This is a genomic window from Mycobacterium colombiense, from assembly GCF_001953985.1.
Lineage (GTDB): Bacteria > Actinomycetota > Actinomycetes > Mycobacteriales > Mycobacteriaceae > Mycobacterium > Mycobacterium colombiense_B.
The window spans coordinates 1-23,141 of sequence record NZ_MBEI01000046.1 but is presented as its reverse complement, the minus strand read 5'-3'; the positions used below and the strand labels follow the sequence as shown (position 1 = coordinate 23,141).

Genomic DNA, 23,141 nt, shown 5'->3' with positions numbered 1-23,141 from the left:
TCACGGCTTCAGTATGACCTTCACCGCACCGTCCTGCTTCTTCTGGAAGATGTCGTAGGCGTGCGGGGCCTCATCAAGTGGCAGCACGTGGGTGGCGAAGTCGTCGACCCCGAGTGGGTCATCGTCGGTCAGCAGCGGCATGATGTCGTCGACCCAGCGCTTGACGTTGGCCTGCCCCATCCGCAGGGTCAGCTGCTTGTCGAACAAGGTGAGCATCGGCAGCGGATCGGCCATGCCGCCGTACACGCCGATCAGTGAGATCGTTCCGCCGCGCCGCACGATGTCGATGGCGGAGTAGAGGGCGGACAGCCGGTCCACGCCGGCGGTTTGCATGACCCGTTTGCCGAGCGCATCGGGCAAAAACCCGGCGACCTGCTGCGCCAGTTTGGCTGCCGGAGAACCGTGCGCCTCCATGCCCACCGCATCGATAACGGAGTCGGTGCCCCGGCCATCGGTCAGGTCGCGGATCGCGTCACCGAGGGAGGAGTCCAGCCGGCTCGAATCGATGGTGTGAATGCCACGTTTGGCCAAGCGACCAAGGCGCTCGGGCACCAGGTCGACGGCGATGACGCGGTAGCCCAGGTGATCGGCGATCCGCGCCGCCATGTCCCCGATGGGACCCAACCCGAGCACGGTGACCGAGCCACCGTCCGGGATGTTCGCATAGTCGACCGCCTGCCACGCCGTGGGCAGCACGTCCGATAAATAGACGAACCGCGAATCCGGCGGGCCCACAGGGACTTTGATATGGGTGAATTGGGCCTGCGGGACGCGAAGCAGCTCGGCTTGTCCGCCCGGCACGGAACCGTAGAGCTCCGAATAGCCGAACAATTGCGCTCCCATGCCCTGGTCGCGCACCTGGGTGGTCTCGCATTGGGTGTAGAGCCGCTGGCCGCACATGTGGCAACTGCCGCAAGAGATTTGGAACGGGATGACGACCCGGTCCCCCACCCGCAGGTCGCCCGCCTGGCTGCCGACCTCGCGCACGATGCCCATGGGCTCGTGACCGAGGATGTCCCCGGCGTTCATGAATGCACCGAGAATCTCGTAGAGGTGCAGGTCGGAACCGCAGATGTTGGTCGAGGTGACCTCGACGATGGCATCGGTGGGTTGCTCGATCTTCGGGTCCGGCACCGAATCCACCCGTACATCGCGCTTGCCGTGCCAGGTAACAGCCTTCATGGGAAGGGCGATACCCGTCTCGCATCCGTCGAAACGGCGCCGGCACTGCTACCGGTTGAGCCCGTGCTGCGCGGGTATCACCCCGTGATGAAGCAGCCGGGGCTCATCATCGTGGGCAGCGGACCAACTGGTGTCGCCGCAGCAGAATCGTTCCGTGAAAACGACACCGATACGCCGGTGCGGATCTTCACGGCGGACATCGATCCGCCCTACGCCCGGCCGCCGTTGAGCAAGGAGTACCTGCGCGGTGAGACGGACGACGTCGAACTGCACCCGGCACGGTGGTTCGGCGATCGGTCGATCGACCTCGTCGGCGGAGTGCGAATCGATCGGTTGGATCTTGCCGAACGTGCCGTGTTCGCCGGCGATCAGCGGTACGGCTACGACACCTTGATCCTGGCCTGCGGCGCGGCACCCGTTACACCGCCATTTCCCGGCGGGGAACGCGCGCTGTCGTTGCGCTCCCTGGCCGATGCCAACACGCTGCGCACCGCGGCCGAGAACGCCTCATCCGCGGTGGTGATCGGCTCGGGATTCATCGGTTGTGAGGCGGCGGCATCGCTGGCCAAGCGCGGCATTTCGGTGACTATCGTTGCCCCGTCGGAACTTCCGCAGCAGAAGCGGCTGGGCCGCGAGGCCGCCGCACGGTTGCGCGACCTGGTGTGCGACGCCGGCGCGCGCCACGTCGGCGGGGTCACGGTGCAGGAAATCACCGAAGCGGGTGTGCGGCTGGACAACGGCGTCACGATCGACTGCGACCTGGTGCTCGCGGCAACCGGTGTGGCGCCCCAGAGCCGGATCGCCGCCGAGGCCGGCCTGCAGGTCCGTGAGTCGCGCGTCGTGGTGGGTTCCGACATGGCCACCGCGGTTCCTGGTGTGTACGCCGCGGGCGACGTTGCGCTGGCTCACCACGAAATCGCCGGACGGCGGGTGGCCACCGAGCATTGGCAGGACGCGACTGACCAGGGGACGGTGGCCGGGTGCTGCGTAGCGGGCCATCGATCGAAATGGGATGCGGTACCGGGCTTTTGGACCAGCATCGGCGATGCCACCCTGAAGTACCATGCGTGGGGCGACGGGTACGAACGTAGCCGGATGCTCGACCATGGCGACAGCTTCACGGTGTGGTACGAGTCGGGGAACGCCGTCGTCGGCGTCCTGACCTACAACGCCGACGACGACTACGACCTCGGCGAGCGGCTTATCGCCGAGGGTCGGCCCGCGCCCGTCCCGATGAACTGACTACCGCGAAAACCGCCTGCCGACGACCAGATTCAGCGCCGGCGGTGTTTGAGCGGATGTTCGCTGTCGATCAGGGCGGCGGCGATGTCGACCAGCCGGGTGTTGGACTGTTGCGAGAGCCGCCTGAGCAGTTCGAACGCCTCGACGGCATCCAGATTGAAGCGCTCCATGACCACGCCCTTGGCCTGGCCGATGACGTCGCGTGAGGCCAGGGCGCTGCGGAATTGGTCCTGGCGGCGCATCATCGACCAGGCCAGGGCGATATGGGTGGCGTACACCGTGCCCAGCTCCACCGACTCCGCGCTGAATGCGTGCGCTGTGTCGGCATAGAAGTTGAGCGCGGCCATGCTGCCGCCGTTGACGAACAACTCAAACGACAAGATGGAGCGAATCGGGGTCTGCTCGAGCGCATACCGCCGGTAGCGCAGCCAGCGCTGTTCGGCGTTCAGGTCGGCGATGTGCATGACGTGGTGCTCCCAGGCCGCGGCGAGGCACGGCCCTTCGGCAAACCTGTTCTGAATCGCGTCCAGAATCATCGGGTAGCGATGCGTGGCGACCACACTGCTGACCGACCTGCTTTTCTCGGCCAGCGTGATTCCCGCGTATTGGGCGCCGGTGACGTGGTGCACCCCGTTTTCGATCAGCTCGCTCAGCCCAGACGTAGTGTCGCTTTCGTCGCGCTCCAGATTCGTCACCAGCTCGACGAGCTGGGTGGCGATGGTGGCACTGCCGTCTCGCATCAACATCACCTCCGAAAGCCGTCCCGGCCGGGCAGCCCCTTTCCCACAGGCGTCACGGTGACATCGACAATTTTGCGATTGTCAATACCCAACAAGAAGTCTATGAGCCATTCAGCGAAGCGCAAGGCCAGATAACGAATGGGTCCAGGTATTCGCCGGGGAGCTGGCCGCCGAGAAGGGAGGCCCGGGGCTTGTATCGTCGAATCCGCCTCAAAACACTTGCCAGCCAATGCTTTTCGTGACAATGGCGCCGCGAATCCGGGATGCGGGTCACGGTCCACCCTCGAAGGCCGCCTACACTCGGGGCAGTGACCTCCATTGTGATCGTGGGAAGCGGCTTCACCGGATTCACCTGCGCCCGTCGGCTGGCCCGAATTGTGCGCCGACGGCGTGCACCCGTCGACATCACGATCATCTCGCCGGTCGACTACATGCTGTACACGCCGCTGTTGCCGGACGTCGCCGGCGGCGTGGTCGATGCCCGCTTTGTCGCTGTCCCACTGGCCAATTCGCTCAAGGGCGTCCGCGCGGTGCGCGGCCGCGTGGACGCCGTGGACTTCGACCAAAGCACGCTGACCTATTGCGATCCCGAAGAGCGCAGCCATTCGATGTCCTGGGATCGGCTGGTGCTGACGCCGGGCTCGGTGACCCGGTTGTTCGATGTCCCGGGGCTGGCCAGACACGCGCGCGGATTGAAAACCACCGCCGAGGCCCTCTACCTGCGAGACCATTTCGTCGAACAGCTGGAGCTGGCCCACATCGAGGACGATCCCCGGGTGGCCGCGGCCCGGCGCACCGTCGTTGTGGTCGGCGCGTCGTATTCGGGCACCGAGCTCGTGGCCCAGCTGCGGGCGCTGGCCGACGCGGCGGCCAAACAGATGGGCTTCAACCCCGCCGAGGTGCGGTTCCTGCTGCTGGACCTGGCCGACCAGGTGATGCCCGAGGTGGGAAAGAAGCTGGGCGACGCGGCGCTCAAGGTGTTACGCAAGCGCGGCATCGACGTCCGGCTCGGCATCACCCTCAAGGAGGCGCACGCCGATCACGTTGTGCTCAGCGATGATTCGCGTATCGAGACCCGAACCATCGCCTGGGTGACGGGAGTGACGGGCGCCCCGTTGATCCAGAACCTGGGACTACCGACCGAAAAGGGCCGGCTCACAGTGCAGGCCGACCTGCAGGTGCCCGATCACCCCGAGGTGTTCGCCGCCGGTGACGCGGCCGCCGTTCCCGATCTGACTCAGCCGGGCAAGGTCACACCGCCGACCGCCCAGCACGCGACCCGGCAGGGCAAGGCGCTGGCCCGAAATGTCGCGGCCAGCCTGGGTTACGGCAGCAGCAAGGAATACAAGCACCGCAACCTGGGCCTGGTGGTCGACCTCGGACCGCGCTACGCGGTGGCCAACCCGCTCAACATCCATCTGTCCGGGTTGCCCGCCAAAGCGGTCACCCGGTCCTACCACTTGTATGCGATCCCGCGGGGCGTCAACCGGTGGGCGGTGTCGCTGGCGTACCTGACCGACGCGATGTTCACCCGATCCGTCGTCTCGATCGGATTGTCCTCCGAGGACGACGCGCAATTCACCGCCAGCGAGGGCATTCCGATGCCGAAGACGAGCTGACGCGGCGCGATTCCGCGGGCCTCAGCCTTCGGCCGACTGCTGCGCCATGGCGTAGGCGAGCTGCAGGAAATCCGCGCCGGCCAGCGCGCTGAACACGCCCGCGATCAGCCGGGTGAACCAGGGCGCGAAGACCAGGCCGATGGCAAACCCGGTGGCGACCCACATGTCCAGGCAGAACGGGCAGGTCAACAGCTCCCCCACGCTGTGCCGGAGCTGGCTCTGCTCGCGGACTTCTTCCTGGACCTCCGCGGGTCCGCCCGTGCCCTTGTAGTGCGTAAAGGGTGCCCGCAGCGGGCTGGTCACCGCGTCCTTGGTCAAGGTGCGCGACAGTTTGTGGGTGCCAAGGGTGAGCAGGAGCAGGTCTTGGACCCGCCACCGGGCCGGCAGTCTGCGCCCGCTGGCCAGCGCGGCCAGCACCGCAACGGTCACCACGGCGCCGTAGACGGCCATCACCGCCAGGTAGCCGCCCAGCGGCCGCTCGTTATCGCCGCGGTAGGCGTCCGCTTCCTGGCGTGCGCTGCCCGCGACCTGAGCACCGGCTTCCGTCAACTCACCCATCGCTTCTCCTCAAAGGCATAGCGGGACGGATACCCGGCGCCGGCCGGTGCAATCCGTGACGGGCCCTACACGGTGCCAGGGTCGGCGGGCTTGGCCGTCTTCGCGGCTTCTCGCAAGGTGCGGTTGGTGGACCGCAGGTCTGTGTTGGCCGCCGACAGCGTGGCGTTGTGGTCCTCCAGATCCAGGATGCGTGCGACGCCGGCCAGGTTGACCCCGGACTCGACCAGCTCGCTGATGCGCCTGAGCCGCATCAGGTCGTCGGCGCTATATCGGCGGGTTCCGCCCCGGCTGCGGGCCGGTTTGATCAAGCCGTAGCGCTCATACAGCCGCAGCGACTGCACCGCGATCCCGGACAATTCGGCGGCCACCGAGATGCCGTACACACCATGGTCAGACGACGGGGCACCCGCGTCGCCGCGGTGGTCGGCCATCGCGCGTCTCCTTCACTATCAGCTCGAAAAATCTGTTTAGCACACTTGCGTCATTCTGTCGATGATGATATATCAAATCTATGTCATTAGACATAGGAAATTGCCGACCCACCGCCTAGATTGGAGTGAGAGGTGACCACCATGCTGATGCGATCAGATCCCTTTCGTGAGCTCGACCGCTTCGCCCACCAGGTCCTCGGTACCGCCGCCCGGCCGGCAGTGATGCCCATGGACGCTTGGCGCGAAGGCGAGAAGTTCGTCGTCGAGTTCGACCTGCCTGGTATCGATGCCGACTCGCTGGACATCGACATCGAGCGCAACGTGGTGACAGTGCGCGCCGAACGACCGGCCGTCGATCCCAACCGCGAGATGCTGGCCACCGAGCGGCCGCGCGGCGTGTTCAGCCGCCAGCTGGTGCTCGGCGAGAATCTCGATACCGACAAGATCGAGGCCTCGTATGCCGAAGGCGTTCTGCGCCTTCATGTTCCGGTGGCCGAGAAAGCCAAGCCGCGCAAGATCGCCGTCGGCCGCGGCGACACACCCCGGGCCGTCCGGGACAGCGGCGCCCAGCGCGAGGTCATCAACGCCTGACCGACCGGCGGGCCGGGCGGCGGGGCCTCCGGCACGCGCCCGCGTGCCGACTACTCCAACCGCCGCCCGCCGCCGGCCCCAGGCCACCGGTGCGAACGTCTCGCGCCGGTGCGACGGAGACCGGATTGCACGATGAAATGGGAACTCGACGGCCAGACCGCCAACGTGGAACAAGCGCTGGCCGGCGGTGCCGCGCAACCGGCGGGCTGGTTTCGGTTCTACTTCACCGACCAGCGCTGGGAGTGGTCGGATCAGGTGCAACGCATGCATGGGTATGAGCCCGGCAGCGTCTCTCCGACCACCGAACTGGTGCTGTCACACAAGCATCCCGAGGACCGTGGACACGTCGCGGCCACCATCGAGCAGATTGTGGAGACGCACCAGGCTTTCAGCACGCGCCATCGGATCGTCGATACCCGGGGGGATGTGCACCACGTCGTGGTGGTCGGTGACCGGATCTTCGACGACGACGGCGACGTGATCGGAACGCACGGGTTCTACATCGACGTCTCCGGTCCCCGCGAGCGCATGCGGGAGGAGGAGATGAGCGCGAAACTCGCTGAGATCAGCGAGAACCGCGCGGGCATCGAACAAGCCAAGGGCATGCTGATGCTGATCTACGGCATCGGCGAACGCGCGGCCTTCGAGTTGCTCAAGTGGCTGTCCCAGGAAGCGAATATCAAGCTGCGGCCGCTGGCCGAGCAGATCGCCGAAGACTTCCGCCGCGCCGGCCTGCCGCTGAACACACAGTCCGAATTCGACCACCTGATGCTGACGGCGCACCAGCGCGTCCGCTCCACCAACGGTCAGGAGTAAACCGACTGCAGGCCAGAGCCGTTCGCCCTCAGTGATCGATCAGTGGGGTGACCCAATGCACCCGGGTGCCGCCCTCGGGCGGACTGGTGATCTCACAGGTGCCGCCGAGTTGCTCGGCGCGCCGCTTCATGTTTTCCAGCCCGCTGTGCCGAGTGTTGCCGGCCGGGATGCCGCATCCGTCGTCAATCACGTTGAGGATGAACATGTCCGCGACGCTGATCTCGACGGTCAGCCGCGATGCTCCCGAATGTCGCAGGGCATTGCTCACGGCCTCGGTGGTGACCGCTTCGGCGTGGTCGGCGAGCTCGGTGCCCACGGCGGACATCGGCCCGTCCAGCCGCACGGTCGTGACGAGGTCACGGTTTTCGGTCAGGTCGGCGACTACCCGCTGGATGCGCTGCCGGAAATCACCGCTGGCGGCCAGCGGGGATTTGAGCGCGAAGATCGTGGTCCGGATTTCCTCGATGATGGTCTGCAGGTCGTCGAGCGTGCGATTGAGCCGGTCGGCCACCTCCGGCGAGCGCGCCCTGGCCAGCGTGCCCTGCAGGTTCATGCCGGCCGCGAAAAGCCGTTGGATGACATGGTCGTGCAGGTCATGCGCGATGCGTTCACGCTCCGCCAGAATGGTCAGCTGCCGGGCGTCCTCCCGCGCCGAGGTCAACGCCAGCGCTATCGCGGCGTGCGTGGCGAAATCGCTGACCAGGTCCAGGTAGCTCTCGTCGAACGGCGGCTGGTCGGCGCCGCGGGCGATGGCGATCACGCCGACGACCTCGTCGCGGGCGCGCAGCGGCATCAGGATCGCCGGCCGCTGCCCGACGTCGGTGAAAGACTGGATCGGGTACCGCAACTCCTCGGTGATGAGCGGTTCGCCGGACCTGAACACCGCGCCGCTGGTGGAGCCGTCCACCGGGACTCGCTGACCGAGCACATCGGACGCGTATATACCGACCGCGGCGGAGACCACCAGCGTGTCCACCTCGTCGTCGGGCGCGTCGGAGTCGGCCGGCACCAGCACGATGGCCTGCTCGGCGTCGGTCAACACGCGCGCGCGTTCGGCGATCAGTTGCAAGGGGCGCCGGTGCGGTTCGCGGCGCGACAACAGCGCGGTGGTGATCTCGCGGCTGGCTTCGATCCACTTCACCGATGTCCGTTCGCGTTCGAAGACCTGCGCGTTGTCGATGGCGACCGCTGCCGCGAACGCCAACGCGCGCGCGGCCACCTCATCCGACTCGGAGAACACGCGTGCCGAATCGACGTGGGTGAGATACAGGTTGCCAAACACGGTGCCGCGGATGGTGATCGGGACCGCGAGGAAGGCGCGCATCGGCGGATGGTGTTCGGGAAAACCGACCGCGGCGTGGTGCGTGGTCAGATCGTCCATCCGCAGCGCGGGCGTATCCAACAGCGACAAACTCAACAGCCCCTTGCCGACCGGGAGGTGCCCGATGCGCCGAACCGTCTCGGCGTCCATGCCCTCGTGGACGAACGACACCAAGTTGCCGTCGCTATCGCGGATGGCCAGGGCGCCGTACGGCGCAGAGGTCAATTCCCTTGCCGCCCTGATGATCCGGTGCAGCGTTGCGTCGAGGTCGAGGTCCGCGCCGATCTCCACGATCACCCGCAGCAATTGCTCCATCTGATCGCGCGCGGCCAGGATCTCGTCGAGCTGGGCATGCATCTTGCTGACCAGCCCACGCTGTCCGAGTCCGGCGAATGCCGAGCCCTTTTCGCCGCCGGTCACCCAGACCAGTCCGGCGGCGTCGACGGTGGGCCGGACCGCTGATTGAGTTTCGACGCGAACACCGCCGCCTGGGTGCGGCGCTCCATGCCGAGTTTGGCCAACAACCGCGACACGTAGTTCTTCACCGTCTTCTCCGCGAGGAACATTCGCGAGGCGATCTGCCGGTTGGTCAATCCTTCGCTGAGCAGTCCGAGCAGGGTGCGTTCCTGCTCGGTCAGTCCGGACAGCGGGTCCTCGCGCGTGGTCGTGCCGCGCAGCTTCGCCATCAGCGCCGCGGCCGCCCGATTGTCCAGCAGCGACTTACCGGCGCCCACCTCCTTGATCGCGTGCGCCAGCTCCATGCCCTTGATGTCCTTGACGACGAACCCGCTGGCACCGGCCAGGATCGCCTCGAGCATCGCCTCGTCGGAGGTGAACGATGTCAACATCAGGCAGCGCAGGTCGGGATGATCCGATACCAGGTCGCGGCACAGTTCGATGCCGTTGCCATCGGGCAGGCGAACGTCGAGCACGGCCACGTCGGGCTGCAACGCCGGTATCCGGGCTTTTGCCTCGGCCACCGTTCCGGCCTCGCCGACGATCTGGAGGTCGGGGTCGGAAGCGAGCAGATCGGAAAGACCGCGGCGGACGACTTCGTGGTCGTCGACCAGGAACACCTTGACCATGACGGGCCCTTTCCTGCCGGTCTCGCAACTGGAAAGATTTGCGGCAGACCAAACCAATATCCCATATTCTCGACGGGAGCCGTCGAGAAGCAACGGGTTCAACGACTTTGGTCCCCACGGCTGAGGACCTTCGGCCGGCGCTCCGGCGAGCGGCGCGTCAATAGCCTTGCGGCAGTGGCCTATTGCGACAGTGGCCCATTGTGGACGGCAGTCGCGTTCGCGGGAAGGAATCTTGATGACCGATGACGGAGTCACCATCCTCCCGGTGCACGAGTGCTGGGAGCTGCTCGGCAGCCTGGCACTGGGCCGGCTGGTCACCTACGCCGACGGTCAGCCCGACATCTTTCCGGTCAACTACGTCGTTCAGCGCCGGACCGTGCTGTTCCGCACCGCGGCGGGAACCAAGCTGGTCAGCTCCGCGATCAACAACAAGGTGCTGTTCGAGGTCGACGACCACAACGTCGCCGAGGCGTGGAGCGTGATCGTCCGGGGCACCGCGCGGTCGCTGCACACGCCCGAGGAACTCGAGGAGGCCGAGCGCGCGCAGGTGTTGCCGTGGACCAGGCCGGAGAAGACGCACTATGTGCGCATCGTTCCCCAGAGCGTCACCGGCCGCCGGTTCCAGTTCGGGTCACCGCCGGGTGACGTTTAGCGCCCGCGATCAGTTCGCCCACTCGACGAAGTCGCCGAGGTCGCGTCGCGGCGTCGCCGGCAGCGGGTCGGCGTTGATCGGCGCCCAGCCCACCCGAAGCAGCATCTGCGGGTAGTTGTTGTCGCCGAAGATGTCGGAGCGGACCGCTTCGCGGGTTGCGGCCATCTCCAGAGGTTCGGTGACCGGACAACTGGCCAGTCCCGTCGACGTCGCGGTGAGCAGCACAACGCTGGTGGCTTCCCCGGCGCGCAGCTGGGCCAGCCGGTCGTCGTGGCGGGTGCCGAGCGCGAGCACCACGGCGTTGTCGTCGGCCGAGGACGAGTCCGGTGCCATCGGCAGGACCGCACCGGCGAACAGGCGACTCGGGATCTTGGCGTCCGGATCGGATATCGGCGCACTGTGCGCGGGAACGCCCGCGACCGAGAAGTAGCGCCCGCTCCACGCCGTGAGCTCGGCGAGATAGTCCTGGGTGAGGTGATCGCGGACGGATTCGGCGACGATGTCGTGCAGCCTGTCGATGTCTTCCACCTGGCACAGCGTGACGCCGGTGCGGGCGGCGCGCGCCGCCATCAGCGCGATATCACCCATGGGCACCGGCCAGGAGCTGTAGTGGCGCCGATCGGTGCGCCGCCGCGGGATGGCGGCCGCGAGTGCGATGTCGACGTAATCGGCGACATGAGGGGAGAGCTCGATCGTGGCGAGGTGGGTGGGGTCGTCGTCGTTCGGCAACCGGCTCACCCGGGATCGCCATCCGACCGCCGCGAACGCCGCAACGCAGTGATGCAGCGCCGTGCCACAACTCAGGATCAAGTCGCGGCCATCGGGGTCGGTGTTGGGCAGTTGACGGCCGGGATCGGCGTACAGCTGCAGGTTCGTCGTGTCGACGCGCCACCGCCACGGTTGGGTGTTGTGCACCGACGGGGCGCGCGATGCCAAAGTCAGGGCCGTCCGGATCGTTCCGGCGTCCGGAAAGCGGGTGTCCATACCCGTCCCCTCTCGCCTAGCGCCTTGCCGGTATCCACGATCACGCGTTCTCGGCGGCCCCACGAGAGCACGACGGCTCTAGCTCAAGGGACTTTTGGCCAATATCCGCGGCCGGGTCCGCCGCGAGGTCTTTTTACGGAACGGACCTGGCGGCCTTGGCGGGCTCCCCCGGGTCGGTTGCGGCCTGGCCGCGCGCCGCGATCGCGCCCGCTATCGACGTGCAGGCGATGGTCAGCAGGGAACCGAACATCAACGCCGACGCTTCGCCCGCGGCAAGCAGGTGCTGCTGGGTGCCGATGGTGGCGGCGGCCACCGCCACGCCGAGCTGAGTGGAGGACATCACCGCATACGTGAGCGGCTGGCCGAGCAGCCTTCCCGCGCAATGCGCCAGCACACCGCCCAGCCCAAGGCCGACGCCGAGCAGAATGTATTTCGGCTGCGATCCCAGCTCGCGCACCTGCAGCGAGGCGCCGAGCCAGACGAAGAACACCGGGCTGAAGAAACCCTCGGTGATGCCGAACAACTGGCGCGCCAGCCGCCTCGGTTCACCGACCATGGCGATCACCAGACCCAGCGCGAAGCCCGCCAGCATGATCGACACGTCGGTGCTGACGGCCAGCATCGCCAGCCCGAACAGCACCAGCAGGTTGATCCGCAATTCCAGCGCCAGCTGATTCCGGTGCGAATAGTCGTGCATGCGCTGCCGCCAGTCCCGGCGGTCGACCCAGCGCAGCACCACGTAAAGCAGCGCGGCGCAGGCCGTGATCGCCAACCCGCCCAGCGCCGCCGTCGCCGCGTGACGGAAGTCAATGACCAAGGGCAGCAATACGATACAGGCCGCGTTTGCGATGGCGATCTGCGCGGTCACGGACAGTACCTGCGGGCCGCGCAGGCGCAGCGAGTCGATCATCGGCAGCGTCATGGCCGCCGAGGACGAGGCCATCAGCACGGCGTAGAGCGCGGCGTGTCCGATGCCGAATTGCGTGGCCAGCCCGAAGCCCAGGGCGGCCGCGGCGGCGCCGGCCAGGGCCGCCCGCGCCAACGCCTTCGGCACGGCCGAACGCATCCCGGGGTCGCGGACTGGGACGTGACTGCCCACCACGAACATCACCAGCGCGAAGCCGATGTTGGCGAACAATTGGAAGGTCGGGTCGGTGGCATCGATGACGCCGAAGCCGGTCTTGCCGATCACCAGGCCCGCGAGGAATTCCCCGACGATCACCGGTATCCGCAGGCGCGGCACGGAGGCCAGCAGGGGACCGGCGAAACCGACAGCGGTCAGCAGCGCCAAGGTGTGAAAGCCAAATCCCTGCACGTGGTCATTTTGCACGGTGCGGGGTCAAACGTGGCGCATCTGAGCGCTCAGGCGTCGATCACCACGCGCCCGGATTTCGCGCGGGAAACGCAGACCAGCATTTCGTCATCACCCTCCGCGGTACGCCCGCGGCGATCCACCTGCCCGCCAAGAACTTTCACCTTGCAGGTGCCGCAGAACCCCTGCTGGCAGGAGTACGCGGTGGTCGAATCGCGGTCGAGCATGACGTCGAGCGCCGACCGGTTCCCCGGCACGCTGAGCACCCGCTGCGAGCGGGCCAGCTCCAGCTCGAAGGGAACCCCGTCGACCACCGGTGGAGGGCCGAAACGTTCGTAATGCAGCGGCGCATCGGCGTGTTCGTTACGCGCGCTGCGCACCGATTCCAGCATGGCGGTGGGGCCACACACGTAGACGGCCGTCGTGGGCCCGGCTTCGGCAAGTAAGTCGGACGCGGTGGGGAATCGGCCGCGCTCGTCGTCGGCCCACACCGTGACCCGGTCGGGGTCCACCGCCACCACCTCGTCGAGCAGCGGCATGTACTCCCGGCCGCGACCGGCATACACGGCGCGCCAATTGATTCCGCGCTGCTGGGCCGTCTGGATCATGGGCAGGATCGGTGTCACTCCGATGCCGCCGATCACGAACAGCACCTCGCGCTCGTCGGTCACGAGATAGAATGCGTTGCGCGGCCCTTCGAACTCGAATTTGTCGCCCACCTCGAAGGTCTCGTGCATTTCGATCGAGCCACCGCCGCCCTCGGCGATGCGGCGCACCGCGATGCGGTAGTCGGTGCGCCGTCCGGGCGAACCGCACAGCGAGTACTGCCGGCGGCGACCCGATGGCAGCCGAACGTCGATATGTGCGCCGGGCGTCCAGGACGGCAACAACCCCCCGGCCGGGTCGGCCAGTGTCAGCGCGACCACATCGGGCGCCAGCAGTTCGCGGTGCGTGACGACCGCGGTGGTGGTGCGCTGCACGGACTGCACCCGCGAGGACGTCCACCGCGACGCCGACGCCAGGCCGCCGAACAACGCACCGACCCCGTACAACGCGGTGTACATCCGGTCGCGCTTACGGCGGCCGTACAAGTCGGCCGGAATTCCGTTCCAAATAGTCTGTGCCACAATCATCCTCACATCTGGCCGAGGCCGCGACGGTCGGTGGACTGGGCGATCAGGTCGACCCACTCACCGGTGAGCCGTGCGATGACGTCGGGATAGGCGCTGACCACCCAGTGGCCGCCCTCGATCGGGACGACCCTGCTGCCCTGCGGGATGGACCCGGTAAACCGTTGCAGGGCAGGCGATACGAAGTAGTCCTGGCGGGCGACCAGCACCTGCACCGGAACGGTGGTCTGCGGCAATTGCGCAGGGGGTGACAGGATCGGTGCGGGCATGTTGGCGCGGTACAGATTAAGCCCGTTGAGGTAGTCGTCGGCGGAGCGGTATGCCGCCCCGCGCCCGCCCGATCCACCGATGCGCTCAACCGCCTCAAAGACTTTCACGGTCGCCCGGGACCGGATCGCCAGCTCCGGTACGCCCGGGCACAGGAAGAACCAGATGTAGGACGAGGCCAGGATCTGCTTGGCCACGTCCACAAGCGCCCGCGGGGTGCGCGCTGACCGCAAGAACTTGCCCGCGTAATTCAGGTGGGGACCGGAGACCGAGGTGAACGAGGCGATCTTGCCCATCACCGCGTCGTCGGTGACCGCCGCCCAGGCCTGGATCGACCCCCAGTCATGGGCCAGCAGGTGTACGTTGTCCACGCCCAGGCGGTCGATCACCGCGCCGACGTCGGCGACCAGCTGTGGCAGCCGGTACCCCGAACGGTCTGCCGGCGTTGAGGATTGGCCGGCGCCACGTACGTCGTACGCCACGACATTGAATCGGCGAGCCAATGTCGTGGCCACCCCGTCCCACACGTGGTGGTTGTCCGGGTAGCCGTGGATGGCCAGGATGGTCGGGCGCCCGGGATCGATGTCGGTATAGGTGTGCACCGCCAGTCGCACGCCGTCGGAGGCGGCGACCGTGGTTGAAGCCACTTCGGTCGTCATCGTCAGTGCGATGCGCGGGCTGCGGGTGAGCGGGCCAGGTAGTCGACCGCGCGGCCCACCCTGCCCAGTTGGGATGGATGAAAACTCGGCGTGTAGTAGGCGCCGATGACCCGCAGGAACTGGAAAGGCCCGGGCACCAAACCCCGTCGTGCAGCGCGGAAGTAGTCTCGCCAGCGCGGCTTGGTGCCGGGCGGCAGGTAGGGATCCACGGAGTACATGAACCGCACCCCGCGGACGAACAACCACAGCAGCGCCGGTGTGATCAGCAGCTGGGTGCGCACCTGCCGCCAGTAGCCGGCGCGCAGATGCTTCATGGTGTCGAAGGCGACCGCCTTGTGCTCGACTTCCTCGGCCCCGTGCCAGCGCAACAGGTCCAGCATCACCGGGTCGGTGCCCATGGCGTCGTGCTGCGGGGTGTCGAGAATCCATTCGCCCAGGATGGCGGTGTAGTGCTCGAGTGCGGCCACCATCGATACCCGCTCCAGTAACCAGCTTTGGCGCCGGCGCGGACTCCACCGCGGCCGGTCGCCGATGAGTTGGGTGAACAGCCAACGCATTTGGTCGGTGAACGGCGTCACGTCGATGTCTTTGACCGCGAAATGTCCGAGCACCCCCGCGTGCGCCTGGGAATGCATGGCCTCCTGGCTGATGAATCCCTGCACGTCGCGTCGCAGTTGATCGTCTTTGATCAGCGGCAAGGTGTCCTTGAAGGCGTCGACGATGAACTCCTCGCCCGCCGGCAGCAACAGGTGCAGCACGTTGCAGAAGTGGGTGGTGAAGGGTTCGTTGGGCACGTAGTAGAACGGCAACGTCGACCAGTCGAAGTCGACGTCACGCGCCTGCAGGACGATCCGCTCATGGTCGAGCGAAGCGTCGTGCGGGCCCGTTGCCTTGTCATCGACGGTGAACATCGTCGCCATCCCTTTCCGTCAGATCGTAAGGCTAGGCGCTGCGCTGCGCCTCGTCCTCCACCTCAGTGATCAAACGCTCGCTGCGCAAGAACCGGACCAGATGATCGACCGTTTCGGTCAGGGCCGGCTCGCGCAGGCGAACCTGGGTCAGCCCCCGCCGGTGGCGGTACTGCGTGTTGTCGTAGCGCTTGTCCCGCATCGCCGCGATCTTGTCCGCCGACCGGGTGAGGAAGTCGACCAGCGGGTACATCTGGTCGTTCGGCGTGCAGCGGCGGTTCAGCTGCTCGGTGAACGACGGGATGTCGTGGTACTCAAAGCGATACCCGTACCGCTCGGACAGGATCCGGGTGACGTCGGTGAGGTTGTAGTAGTCGTCCGCGGTCATGTTGAACACGCTGCCCGACTCGTCGGGCAGGCCCATCAGCGTGACGATGTGGTCCGCGATCAAGTCCGCCGGCAGCAGGCTGATCTGGTTGAGCGCGTTGACGGCGACGCCGTGCTCGATCATGAACGCCGTCAGCCGCACCAGGATGTCGTCCTGGCTGCCGAAACCCGCGCGGGTCGGCGAGATCAGCGAGGGCCGGTAGATGCGGACGTCGAGTCCCTTGCGCTGCGCGGCCAGTGCCAGCTGCTCGCCGACCCACTTGGTCTGCGAGTAGCCGAAGTCCAGGCCGGCCATCTTTTCGTTGGCGTCCCACTCCCCGACCACCGGCTGGGTGCTCCAGCCGTAGATGAACGTGCTGGAGACGAGGTGGAAAGCCTTGCGGTGGTTGGTCATTGCCAGCCGCAACAGCTCGCGGGTGCCCTCCACGTTGGCGGGACGCAGGGCGTCGTAGGTACGGACGTAGTTGACCAGGGCGCCGTTGTGCACGACGGCATCGACGTCCTGCGCCAGCTGCTGGAAGGCCGCCTCGCCGATGCCCAGCGCGGGCTCGGCGAGATCGCCGCAGACGATGCGGACCCGTGCGCGAACGTCGGCTTCCAGCGCCGGCGTCCACAGCTGGGCGCGGCGCAGCGAGGCGACGATGCGGTCCAGACCGTGCGCGGCGTCCGTGGCGCGCACCAGTGCGTGCACCGTGTAGGAGGTGCGCGTCAGCAGGCTGCTCACCAGGAACGGCCCCAGGAATCCGGTCGCCCCGGTGAGCAGCAGGTCGGTGGGCTCACCCGGCCGCGCGGGCGCCAGTTCCGGCAGCGGAAGTGCCGCGTCGGCCCGCATCTGGGCGGCCTCGTTGGCCTCGTACTCGGCGGAGATCTGATCCAGCGCCCGGCGCAGGGCGTCGAGCGGCTGCCCGGAGCCTGCGCCGAATTGGCTTATCAGCCCGAAGAATTCGGACACCGTCAGCCGCTGTAACAGGCGGGTGTTGACCTCGTCGGCCAGCTCGCCCGCGCCGTTCTCTTCCAGCAGCGCCTGCAGGTCCGTGCGGAGTTCGGCCAGCGCCAGCGAGTCGATGCCGAGATCGGCGAACGAGCAGTCCTCGTCGCCCGTGAGGTCGTAGCTCTCGATGAGGTTTCGGAAGCGCTCCAACGGACCCGTAGCCACGCCATCGTGAGTCCGGTTGGCCGACTGGTTGATCCAGCTCGTGAAGGCGGGCAGCTTGTCGTCCAGCCACAGCTGACGTGTCGACGAACGCCGGATCTTGCCCGACGTGGTCTTAGGAATGCTGCGCGGTGGCGCGAAGACGATCGCGTGCGGGTCGATGTGGCAGTGCCGGCGGATCGCGCGGGCCATGGCCTTGGCGTCCGGAAGGTTGTGCTCGTCGCGCACCTCGGCGACGACGATCAGCGCTTCGGACTCATCGTGCTCGACAGAGAAGGCGGCGACGCAGCCGTTACGGACCTGCGCGGACGTGCGCTCGACGACGGCTTCGATGTCGGAGGGATAGCAGTTGACGCCGCGGACGATGATCAGGTCCTTGCTACGGCCGCAGACGAACAGCTCGCCTTCGTAGAGGAAGCCCAGATCGCCGGTCCGCAGGTAGGTGTGCTCGTCATCGCCGACGACGCGCGCGCCGAAAATCTCCGCGGTGAGCTCCGGTCGGTTCCAGTACCCGGCCCCCTTCGAAAGTCCGGCCAGCCAGACCTCACCGACCCGGCCGTCGGGCAACGCCTGCCGCGATTCGGGATCGACGATGCGAACCAGGGCTCCGTCGATGGGCTTGCCGCAGCTGACCAGAGTGACCTGGTTGCTGTTTTCCGGCAGCGCCTTTTCGACGCGAGCGACGTTGCGCTCGAGCCCACGCTTGTTCACCGCAATGGTCTGGCGCCCGCGGATCGACACGGTCAAGGTGAATTCGGCCATGCCGTAGGCGCCGGTCAGCGCCTCGGGCCGCAGACCGTACTCGGCGAACCGCTGCCGGAAGCGAGCAAAGGTGTTGGCGCGCAGCGGCTCTGCGCCCACCACAATGCATTCGAGGCTGCTCAGGTCGACGCCGGCCAATTCGGAGGCGGGCAGCTTGTCCTCGCGCAGGCAGTACTCGAGGGCGAAGTTGGGTCCCGGCGTGTGCGTGGCGTGCACGTCGCTGATCAGCCGAAGCCAGGACGACGGCCGGGCGAGGAAGTCCAGGGGGGACATCGCGTGCGTGGTCCCGCCCAACAGCATGACGAACATGTAGGCCGAGATCAGCCCCATGTCGTGGTGCTGCGGCAGCCACGAGGCCAGCACCACTTCGCCGCCGCTGAAGGCGAAGCCGTTGGCGATGATGTTGGCGTGGGTGACGATCACGCCCTTGGGATCGCTGGTCGAGCCCGAGGTGTACTGCAGGAAGAGCACCTCGCCGGGAGTGTCCGCGACCGGGGCGCCGCCGAAGTCCTGTGCGCCGTCGGTCGCGTACCACGGCAGCTCCGGCAGGCCGGCGTTGGTCCCGCCCGTCCAGACCTGTTCGTCAGGGCGCTGCCCTAGCAGCTGGCGGAAGTCGTACTCGAACTGCTTCGTCGACAGCACGGCCACGGCCTGGCAGTCGCGGGCGATGAAGCTGAGCTTGGCGAGCCCGGAATCGAAGGACATCGGCAAGGGAGGGCTGACCGGAACGGCGATCACCCCGATGCGCGCGCACGCATACAGCGCCGCGATCATCTCCAGGCCGGGCGGATAAACAAGCAGCGCCCGTTCGCCTGACTTGAGGCCGGCCTCCTGGGACAGGTAGGCGGCCAGCTCGCGGCTGCGTTCGGCGAAGGCCTGGTAGGTGTAGTGCTCGAGTTCGCGGCCGTCGGCGTCGACAAACCGGAAAAGGGTCTGGTCCGGCCTCTGCGCTTCCCACATCTGCAGGTAATCGATCAGCGTCTCCATCGTAGGAGTGATCCCCCTTCCAGGTTGGCCTAGCCCGAGAACGACTTCCGTCGAAAAGATAAATCCAATGTAGCGCCGCGCACCTGGCCTGAGCAAAACATCGACCAGCATTAATGGCCATCGCACACTACATTCACAGGATAAACTTAGAGGCCAAAATTAATTGCACGGATCCTGATCTACGCGCATACGCACTTCAGTATCTCAGTGGTGTACGACCAGGCATTACTACGGCTCTCACGCATGAAATACTGAACTACGTATCTACGAATTCACGGATTTACTATTCGCAGCCGAACGCGCGACCGACTCAAATTAAGTTTTGTATCTTCGCCACGCCTATTGACGATGTCGCAAAGCGAAAAACGCCAATTTCCGACGAGGTTCAGCGGGCCCGGCAAGCCATCGGCGGGCCGGGCGCCGGCCGTAGCCGGCTACGCGGGCCGGGCTAGGCGGATGCGCGGACCCGCGCGGGCCACCAATTTCACGATGCCGAGGAAACGCTCACCGTCGATGATGGGCGACAGCGGCTCGTCCTCGGCTTCGATGATCATCTCGTGGCCGATGACATCGCGTAGCCCTTCGCCGCGCATCATGCCGTTGGTCAGGGCCATCGGGAGCTGCGCCACGATCCTGGAAGGCCGCAGGTTTCCGGCCTGAAAATGCAGCGCTCCGGGCTCGGAAGCCTTGGGGAACAACCGAAGCGGGCCACCGATGCGCAGGTCGATCGCGCCGGCGTGCAGCAGGCTGTGCATGCGCGCGGGGACCTCGTCGCCGTCGATCACCACGCGCGCTCGCGTCGGAGTGAACAGGATGGACGCGTAATTCGGCGTCTTCACGTGGCCGGGCGCGACCTTGGAGGTGATGTAGTCGCCGAAGCTGCGGCCGATCACCCGCGCAACGGCCAGCCGACCGTGATCGGGTGAGTCGTAATACCGGTCGTAGAACCGGTTTCCGACCCCGCCGGCCGCCAGCCCGAAGCAGAGCCGGTGAAACGCCGCGCCGTCGGCGGTTTCGCCGTCGAGCGACAACGTGTCCAGGCTCACGTCGGGTGGTGGTCGATCCGCCTCGGCGGCGGCCGTCAGCGCACGGATGATCCTTTCGGGCCGCCCACGCACCCGGGCCTTCCGGGCCACGGCGTTGACGCTGCCGCCGTTGGTCGGGACGAACGCGGGCCAGCGTTGCGGATCGCTGATGCAGCGCTCAATCTCGTTGATCAACCAGTGCAGCGCGCCGTCGCCGCCGTCGCCCACCAGATGGGTGACCCGTGGCGCGAGCTGCCGGATGGCGTCGCGAAGTTCCTCGATCGAGTTGGTCTCGTGCACCTCGCCGCGGGAGCCGACGATGCGACGCAGTTCGGCGATGCGGTCGGCGGAAGCGGCACGATTCTTCCGCGCTTTCGGATTGACGATGACGCCTAGATACATCCGGCGATCCCCGATGCGTACCCGACAAAATTCCGCCCTTCGGGCAACCGCTCAGGTGGGATTTCGCTGGACATCCCAGGCACGATACCCGGGCGTACCGGTGGACAAGTAACGCTCCCGTACACAGCCACACGGCGCCGCGGCCCGCGGGCCCCCGCCGCAATCGCGAAGTTAGGGTGTTTGCCATGCCCGATTGGACCGCAGCGGAGCTGCCCTCGTTCGCCGGCCGAACCGTCATCATCACCGGGGCCAACGCCGGGCTGGGCGAGATCACCGCCCGCGAGTTGGTTCGGGTCGGCGGCCACGTCATCCTGGCCGTCCGCAACACCGACAAGGGCCGGGCCGCCGCCGCGCGCATGACCGATTCGGCGACCGGGAAGACGGCTGGGACGGCCGAGGTACGCCGGCTCGACCTGCAAGACCTCTCCTCGGTGCGGCGCTTTGCCGAGGACATCGAATCGGTCGACGTGTTGATCAACAACGCCGGCATCATGGCCACCAAGCACGCGGTCACCGTCGACGGCTTCGAAGGCCAGATCGGCACCAACCACCTCGGCCACTTCGCGTTGACCAACCTGCTGTTGCCCAAGCTGACCGACCGCGTGGTGACGGTGTCCTCGCTGATGCACCATTTCGGCTACATCAGCCTCAAAGACCTCAACTTTCAGTCCCGGCCGTATTCGGCCTGGCTGGCCTACAGCCAGTCCAAGCTGGCCAACCTGCTGTTCACCAAGGAACTGCAGCGGCGCCTGGACGGCGTCCCCACATCGCTGCGCGCGCTGGCCGCCCACCCCGGCTGGTCGCACACCAACCTGCAGGGAAACTCCGGCCGCAAGCTGGGCGACGCGGCGGTCCTGGCGGTCGACCGGATCGTGTCCACCGACGCCGACTTCGGCGCCCGCCAGACGTTGTACGCGGTCTCGCAGGATTTGCCGGGCGACACCTTCGTCGGCCCGCGATTCGGACTGTACGGCCGCACCCAGCCGACGTGGCGCAACTGGCCGGCAAAGCGTGCCGGCACCGCAACCGCTCTCTGGGAACTGTCCGAGCGGCTCACCGGGACGAAATTCCCGCTCTGAGGCTTCCCCGCCGCCCCCGCCCTACGGCCCGGGCAACCCTGCGGCACGCCCACCGCGCGGGCCACGGCTAGATTGGATGGATAGCGCGACCGCACCCAGCGAGGAGGAAATGCCATGTCGGACGCGAATCTGGCGGCCATTCTCGCCCTCTGCGCCGCGCTGGCGTCCGCGATCGGCAACGTCGTCCGGCAACGTTCCGCGCAGGAGGTCACCGACAAACGGGTGGGCCACCTGACGTTGTTCGGCATGCTGCTGCGCGACAAGCGTTGGTGGCTGGGCGGTTTGGGCGACATCGGCAGCTATGTGTTGCTGGCCGCCGCGCTGGACAAGGGCTCGGTTTTGCTGGTGATGTCGTTGCAGGTGACGGCGCTCCTGTTCGCGCTGCCGATCTACACGCGGATGACCGGTAACCCCATCACCCGGCGGGAATGGAGCTGGGCGCTGGTGCTGGCGGTGGCGCTGGCCTTTCTCATCGCGGTCGGAGACCCGACCGGCGGGCAGCAGCGGGCGCCGCTGCACACGTGGATCGTGGTGGCCGTGGTGATCGGACCACTGCTGCTGCTGGGTTTGCTGGGCGCGCGAATTTGGTCGGATCGCCCGGTCGCGGCGCTGCTGCTGGCGGCGGTGGCGGGCACCTTTCTGGCGGTGTTCGCGGTCCTGATGAAGGGCGTCGTCGACATCCTGGAACACCAGCCGGGCCACATATGGCAAAGCTTCGAGCTGTACGCCCTGGTGTTCTGCGGGGTCGCCGGAATGATCTATCACCAGTCGGCCTATCGAGCCGGCGCGCTCACCGCCTCGCTGCCGACGATCATCGTGGCGAAGCCCGTGGTGGGTGGGATCCTCGGCATCGTCGTGCTCGCCGAGACGTTGGCAGCCGGCGGCTGGGAGTGGTTTGTCCTCGCGGCGACGCTCGTCGTGGTGATCGTGGCGACGATCGGCTTGGCTCGCGGCGAGGCCGCCTCCATGTCGGCCGGCGCGGGGCGTGACGTGAAGGCCAGCGCCAGGCCGAAGGCCGCCTCCCAAGCCTGAGCGGCCGACGCATTACCTTGCCCGGTAAGCATTTTCACCGCACCGCGCCAGCCGGCGCACAATGTTATGGGTTGATGGTGTTGTCGCCGACCTGGCGGCCCCAGACGTATTCGATCGCGTACGGCGATCCGGTGTCCAGGTGGTTGTAGGGGGCGATGCTGTTGCCGGTGTCCATGATCAGCTCGGGTGCCGGCCACAGATCGCGGGTGATCTGCTGCCAGCACCCGGGGGCGCCGCCGGGGCCGCCGCGAGCGTTCACCCGCGGCAGGTTCTCGGGGTAGATGTACGGGTTGGGCGCGCCGCCGACGACTCCGGCGATGCCGCCCACCAGCGACGCGATGACGGGCACCGCGGACACCGGGTTCGCGATCAGCCCCAGGCCGGAGAGCACCTCGGTGTCCATGTTCAACGAGTAGCCGTTGAACCCGCCCTCGGCCGCGCCGGTGGCGGGCAGCGCATCGTGTTCGCTGCGCATCAAGCAATAAATCTCCGGGCTGTAGGTGTCCAGCAGCTGCGCCGTCGGCACCAGGTCTTCGGCGCCCCGGACCAAATACGGGCCGCCCTTGTTGAACAGCTCCGCGCCGGTGTTGCCGAACCCGGCCGCCGCTAACAACGCCTGGTCCAGATCTTTCTGCTGGGCGTTGATCGTGCGCGAGGTGATCACCGCGTTGTTCAAAAAGTCGAACAGATCCGGCGACGCGTTCGCGTACGTGTCGCCCAACGCCGCCAACCGCTGAATGTCCTTGCGCGCCTGCGGCAGCTGCGGATTCACATCATCAAGCAAGGCGTTGGCGTTGGTGACCGACTGACCGAACTT

At 66.9% G+C, this 23,141-nt stretch carries 21 protein-coding genes; 7 read left to right on the top strand and 14 right to left on the bottom strand.

Annotated features, from left to right (window positions below; translation table 11 throughout):
- A complete protein-coding gene (locus A5732_RS10200) occupies window positions 1-1,182 on the bottom strand; it encodes a zinc-dependent alcohol dehydrogenase (RefSeq protein WP_076052520.1) in 1,182 nt (393 codons plus the stop codon).
- An 87-nt stretch (window positions 1,183-1,269) separates the two neighbouring features.
- Between A5732_RS10200 and A5732_RS10195 the strand changes: the two genes are divergently transcribed.
- A complete protein-coding gene (locus A5732_RS10195; RefSeq protein WP_076102218.1) occupies window positions 1,270-2,424 on the top strand; it encodes an NAD(P)/FAD-dependent oxidoreductase in 1,155 nt (384 codons plus the stop codon).
- Window positions 2,425-2,456: 32 nt separating this feature from the next.
- Here the strand turns inward: A5732_RS10195 and A5732_RS10190 are convergent, their stop codons facing one another.
- Window positions 2,457-3,164: a GAF and ANTAR domain-containing protein gene (locus tag A5732_RS10190; protein ID WP_076052689.1), complete on the bottom strand. Its 708-nt coding sequence runs from the start codon at window positions 3,162-3,164 to the stop codon at window positions 2,457-2,459.
- Between the two features lie 308 nt (window positions 3,165-3,472).
- Here A5732_RS10190 and A5732_RS10185 point away from each other — a divergent pair, with 308 nt between their 5' ends.
- On the top strand, window positions 3,473-4,783 hold the full coding sequence (locus A5732_RS10185; protein ID WP_076052519.1) for an NAD(P)/FAD-dependent oxidoreductase: 1,311 nt from the start codon (window positions 3,473-3,475) through the stop codon (window positions 4,781-4,783).
- A 21-nt stretch (window positions 4,784-4,804) separates the two neighbouring features.
- On the opposite strand, the gene A5732_RS10180 is transcribed toward A5732_RS10185, so the two are convergent.
- Window positions 4,805-5,341, bottom strand: a complete 537-nt coding sequence (locus A5732_RS10180) for a DUF1360 domain-containing protein (protein ID WP_076102121.1) — start codon at window positions 5,339-5,341, stop codon at window positions 4,805-4,807.
- Between the two features lie 65 nt (window positions 5,342-5,406).
- Window positions 5,407-5,772: a MerR family transcriptional regulator gene (locus A5732_RS10175; RefSeq protein ID WP_065055990.1), complete on the bottom strand. Its 366-nt coding sequence runs from the start codon at window positions 5,770-5,772 to the stop codon at window positions 5,407-5,409.
- Window positions 5,773-5,913: 141 nt separating this feature from the next.
- Between A5732_RS10175 and A5732_RS10170 the strand changes: the two genes are divergently transcribed.
- Together A5732_RS10170 and A5732_RS10165 are read left to right on the top strand one after the other, a co-directional pair.
- A complete protein-coding gene (locus A5732_RS10170) occupies window positions 5,914-6,363 on the top strand; it encodes an Hsp20/alpha crystallin family protein (RefSeq protein ID WP_064884653.1) in 450 nt (149 codons plus the stop codon).
- Window positions 6,364-6,495: 132 nt separating this feature from the next.
- A complete protein-coding gene (locus A5732_RS10165) occupies window positions 6,496-7,179 on the top strand; it encodes a PAS and ANTAR domain-containing protein (RefSeq protein WP_076102120.1) in 684 nt (227 codons plus the stop codon).
- Between the two features lie 28 nt (window positions 7,180-7,207).
- Here A5732_RS10165 and A5732_RS10160 read toward each other — a convergent pair whose 3' ends face one another.
- Both A5732_RS10160 and A5732_RS10155 read right to left on the bottom strand, forming a co-directional pair.
- The gene (locus tag A5732_RS10160) at window positions 7,208-8,857 is read right to left on the bottom strand and encodes a sensor histidine kinase (RefSeq protein ID WP_076102217.1); all 1,650 of its coding nucleotides are present in this window, start codon (window positions 8,855-8,857) and stop codon (window positions 7,208-7,210) included.
- Between the two features lie 59 nt (window positions 8,858-8,916).
- Window positions 8,917-9,585 carry a response regulator gene (locus A5732_RS10155; RefSeq protein WP_076102119.1) on the bottom strand — a complete coding sequence of 223 codons (669 nt, stop codon included), beginning with the start codon at window positions 9,583-9,585 and terminating at the stop codon, window positions 8,917-8,919.
- Window positions 9,586-9,820: 235 nt separating this feature from the next.
- Here A5732_RS10155 and A5732_RS10150 point away from each other — a divergent pair, with 235 nt between their 5' ends.
- Window positions 9,821-10,237 (top strand): pyridoxamine 5'-phosphate oxidase family protein, encoded by a 417-nt coding sequence (locus tag A5732_RS10150; RefSeq protein WP_065074416.1) that lies wholly within the window; start codon window positions 9,821-9,823, stop codon window positions 10,235-10,237.
- A gap of 9 nt (window positions 10,238-10,246) precedes the next feature.
- Here A5732_RS10150 and A5732_RS10145 read toward each other — a convergent pair whose 3' ends face one another.
- From A5732_RS10145 to A5732_RS10115, 7 genes are all read right to left on the bottom strand, one after another.
- Window positions 10,247-11,221 carry an Acg family FMN-binding oxidoreductase gene (locus A5732_RS10145; RefSeq protein WP_076052515.1) on the bottom strand — a complete coding sequence of 325 codons (975 nt, stop codon included), beginning with the start codon at window positions 11,219-11,221 and terminating at the stop codon, window positions 10,247-10,249.
- A gap of 133 nt (window positions 11,222-11,354) precedes the next feature.
- Window positions 11,355-12,551, bottom strand: a complete 1,197-nt coding sequence (locus A5732_RS10140) for a cation:proton antiporter (RefSeq protein ID WP_076102118.1) — start codon at window positions 12,549-12,551, stop codon at window positions 11,355-11,357.
- A 32-nt stretch (window positions 12,552-12,583) separates the two neighbouring features.
- Window positions 12,584-13,666, bottom strand: coding sequence for a PDR/VanB family oxidoreductase (locus A5732_RS10135; RefSeq protein ID WP_076102117.1), 1,083 nt, complete (start codon window positions 13,664-13,666; stop codon window positions 12,584-12,586).
- A gap of 2 nt (window positions 13,667-13,668) precedes the next feature.
- The gene (locus tag A5732_RS10130; protein WP_076052512.1) at window positions 13,669-14,589 is read right to left on the bottom strand and encodes an alpha/beta fold hydrolase; all 921 of its coding nucleotides are present in this window, start codon (window positions 14,587-14,589) and stop codon (window positions 13,669-13,671) included.
- Window positions 14,590-14,591: 2 nt separating this feature from the next.
- Window positions 14,592-15,500, bottom strand: coding sequence for a metal-dependent hydrolase (locus A5732_RS10125; protein WP_076102216.1), 909 nt, complete (start codon window positions 15,498-15,500; stop codon window positions 14,592-14,594).
- Window positions 15,501-15,531: 31 nt separating this feature from the next.
- Window positions 15,532-18,786: a thioester reductase domain-containing protein gene (locus tag A5732_RS10120; protein WP_076102116.1), complete on the bottom strand. Its 3,255-nt coding sequence runs from the start codon at window positions 18,784-18,786 to the stop codon at window positions 15,532-15,534.
- Between the two features lie 434 nt (window positions 18,787-19,220).
- The gene (locus A5732_RS10115; protein WP_076102115.1) at window positions 19,221-20,213 is read right to left on the bottom strand and encodes a diacylglycerol/lipid kinase family protein; all 993 of its coding nucleotides are present in this window, start codon (window positions 20,211-20,213) and stop codon (window positions 19,221-19,223) included.
- A gap of 185 nt (window positions 20,214-20,398) precedes the next feature.
- Between A5732_RS10115 and A5732_RS10110 the strand changes: the two genes are divergently transcribed.
- Together A5732_RS10110 and A5732_RS10105 are read left to right on the top strand one after the other, a co-directional pair.
- Complete coding sequence (locus A5732_RS10110; protein ID WP_065055858.1) at window positions 20,399-21,292, top strand: oxidoreductase; 894 nt, start codon at window positions 20,399-20,401, stop codon at window positions 21,290-21,292.
- Between the two features lie 114 nt (window positions 21,293-21,406).
- The gene (locus tag A5732_RS10105; protein WP_076052508.1) at window positions 21,407-22,324 is read left to right on the top strand and encodes a DMT family transporter; all 918 of its coding nucleotides are present in this window, start codon (window positions 21,407-21,409) and stop codon (window positions 22,322-22,324) included.
- A 64-nt stretch (window positions 22,325-22,388) separates the two neighbouring features.
- Here the strand turns inward: A5732_RS10105 and A5732_RS10100 are convergent.
- A partial coding sequence (locus tag A5732_RS10100; protein WP_171974998.1) for an MCE family protein occupies window positions 22,389-23,141 on the bottom strand: 753 nt, incomplete at its 5' end.

Excerpts from the sequence above, each read along its gene's own strand:
- A5732_RS10105 (WP_076052508.1), top strand. The coding sequence starts at position 21,407 with ATGTCGGACGCGAATCTGGCGGCCATTCTCGCCCTCTGCGCCGCGCTG.
- A5732_RS10120 (WP_076102116.1), bottom strand. The coding sequence starts at position 18,786 with ATGGAGACGCTGATCGATTACCTGCAGATGTGGGAAGCGCAGAGGCCG.
- A5732_RS10125 (WP_076102216.1), bottom strand. The coding sequence starts at position 15,500 with ATGTTCACCGTCGATGACAAGGCAACGGGCCCGCACGACGCTTCGCTC.
- A5732_RS10145 (WP_076052515.1), bottom strand. The coding sequence starts at position 11,221 with ATGGACACCCGCTTTCCGGACGCCGGAACGATCCGGACGGCCCTGACT.
- A5732_RS10175 (WP_065055990.1), bottom strand. The coding sequence starts at position 5,772 with ATGGCCGACCACCGCGGCGACGCGGGTGCCCCGTCGTCTGACCATGGT.
- A5732_RS10110 (WP_065055858.1), top strand. The coding sequence starts at position 20,399 with ATGCCCGATTGGACCGCAGCGGAGCTGCCCTCGTTCGCCGGCCGAACC.
- A5732_RS10135 (WP_076102117.1), bottom strand. The coding sequence starts at position 13,666 with ATGATTGTGGCACAGACTATTTGGAACGGAATTCCGGCCGACTTGTAC.
- A5732_RS10165 (WP_076102120.1), top strand. The coding sequence starts at position 6,496 with ATGAAATGGGAACTCGACGGCCAGACCGCCAACGTGGAACAAGCGCTG.
- A5732_RS10195 (WP_076102218.1), top strand. The coding sequence starts at position 1,270 with ATGAAGCAGCCGGGGCTCATCATCGTGGGCAGCGGACCAACTGGTGTC.
- A5732_RS10155 (WP_076102119.1), bottom strand. The coding sequence starts at position 9,585 with ATGGTCAAGGTGTTCCTGGTCGACGACCACGAAGTCGTCCGCCGCGGT.
- A5732_RS10180 (WP_076102121.1), bottom strand. The coding sequence starts at position 5,341 with ATGGGTGAGTTGACGGAAGCCGGTGCTCAGGTCGCGGGCAGCGCACGC.
- A5732_RS10115 (WP_076102115.1), bottom strand. The coding sequence starts at position 20,213 with ATGTATCTAGGCGTCATCGTCAATCCGAAAGCGCGGAAGAATCGTGCC.
- A5732_RS10170 (WP_064884653.1), top strand. The coding sequence starts at position 5,914 with ATGCTGATGCGATCAGATCCCTTTCGTGAGCTCGACCGCTTCGCCCAC.
- A5732_RS10200 (WP_076052520.1), bottom strand. The coding sequence starts at position 1,182 with ATGAAGGCTGTTACCTGGCACGGCAAGCGCGATGTACGGGTGGATTCG.
- A5732_RS10190 (WP_076052689.1), bottom strand. The coding sequence starts at position 3,164 with ATGCGAGACGGCAGTGCCACCATCGCCACCCAGCTCGTCGAGCTGGTG.
- A5732_RS10130 (WP_076052512.1), bottom strand. The coding sequence starts at position 14,589 with ATGACGACCGAAGTGGCTTCAACCACGGTCGCCGCCTCCGACGGCGTG.
- A5732_RS10160 (WP_076102217.1), bottom strand. The coding sequence starts at position 8,857 with ATGCATGCCCAGCTCGACGAGATCCTGGCCGCGCGCGATCAGATGGAG.
- A5732_RS10150 (WP_065074416.1), top strand. The coding sequence starts at position 9,821 with ATGACCGATGACGGAGTCACCATCCTCCCGGTGCACGAGTGCTGGGAG.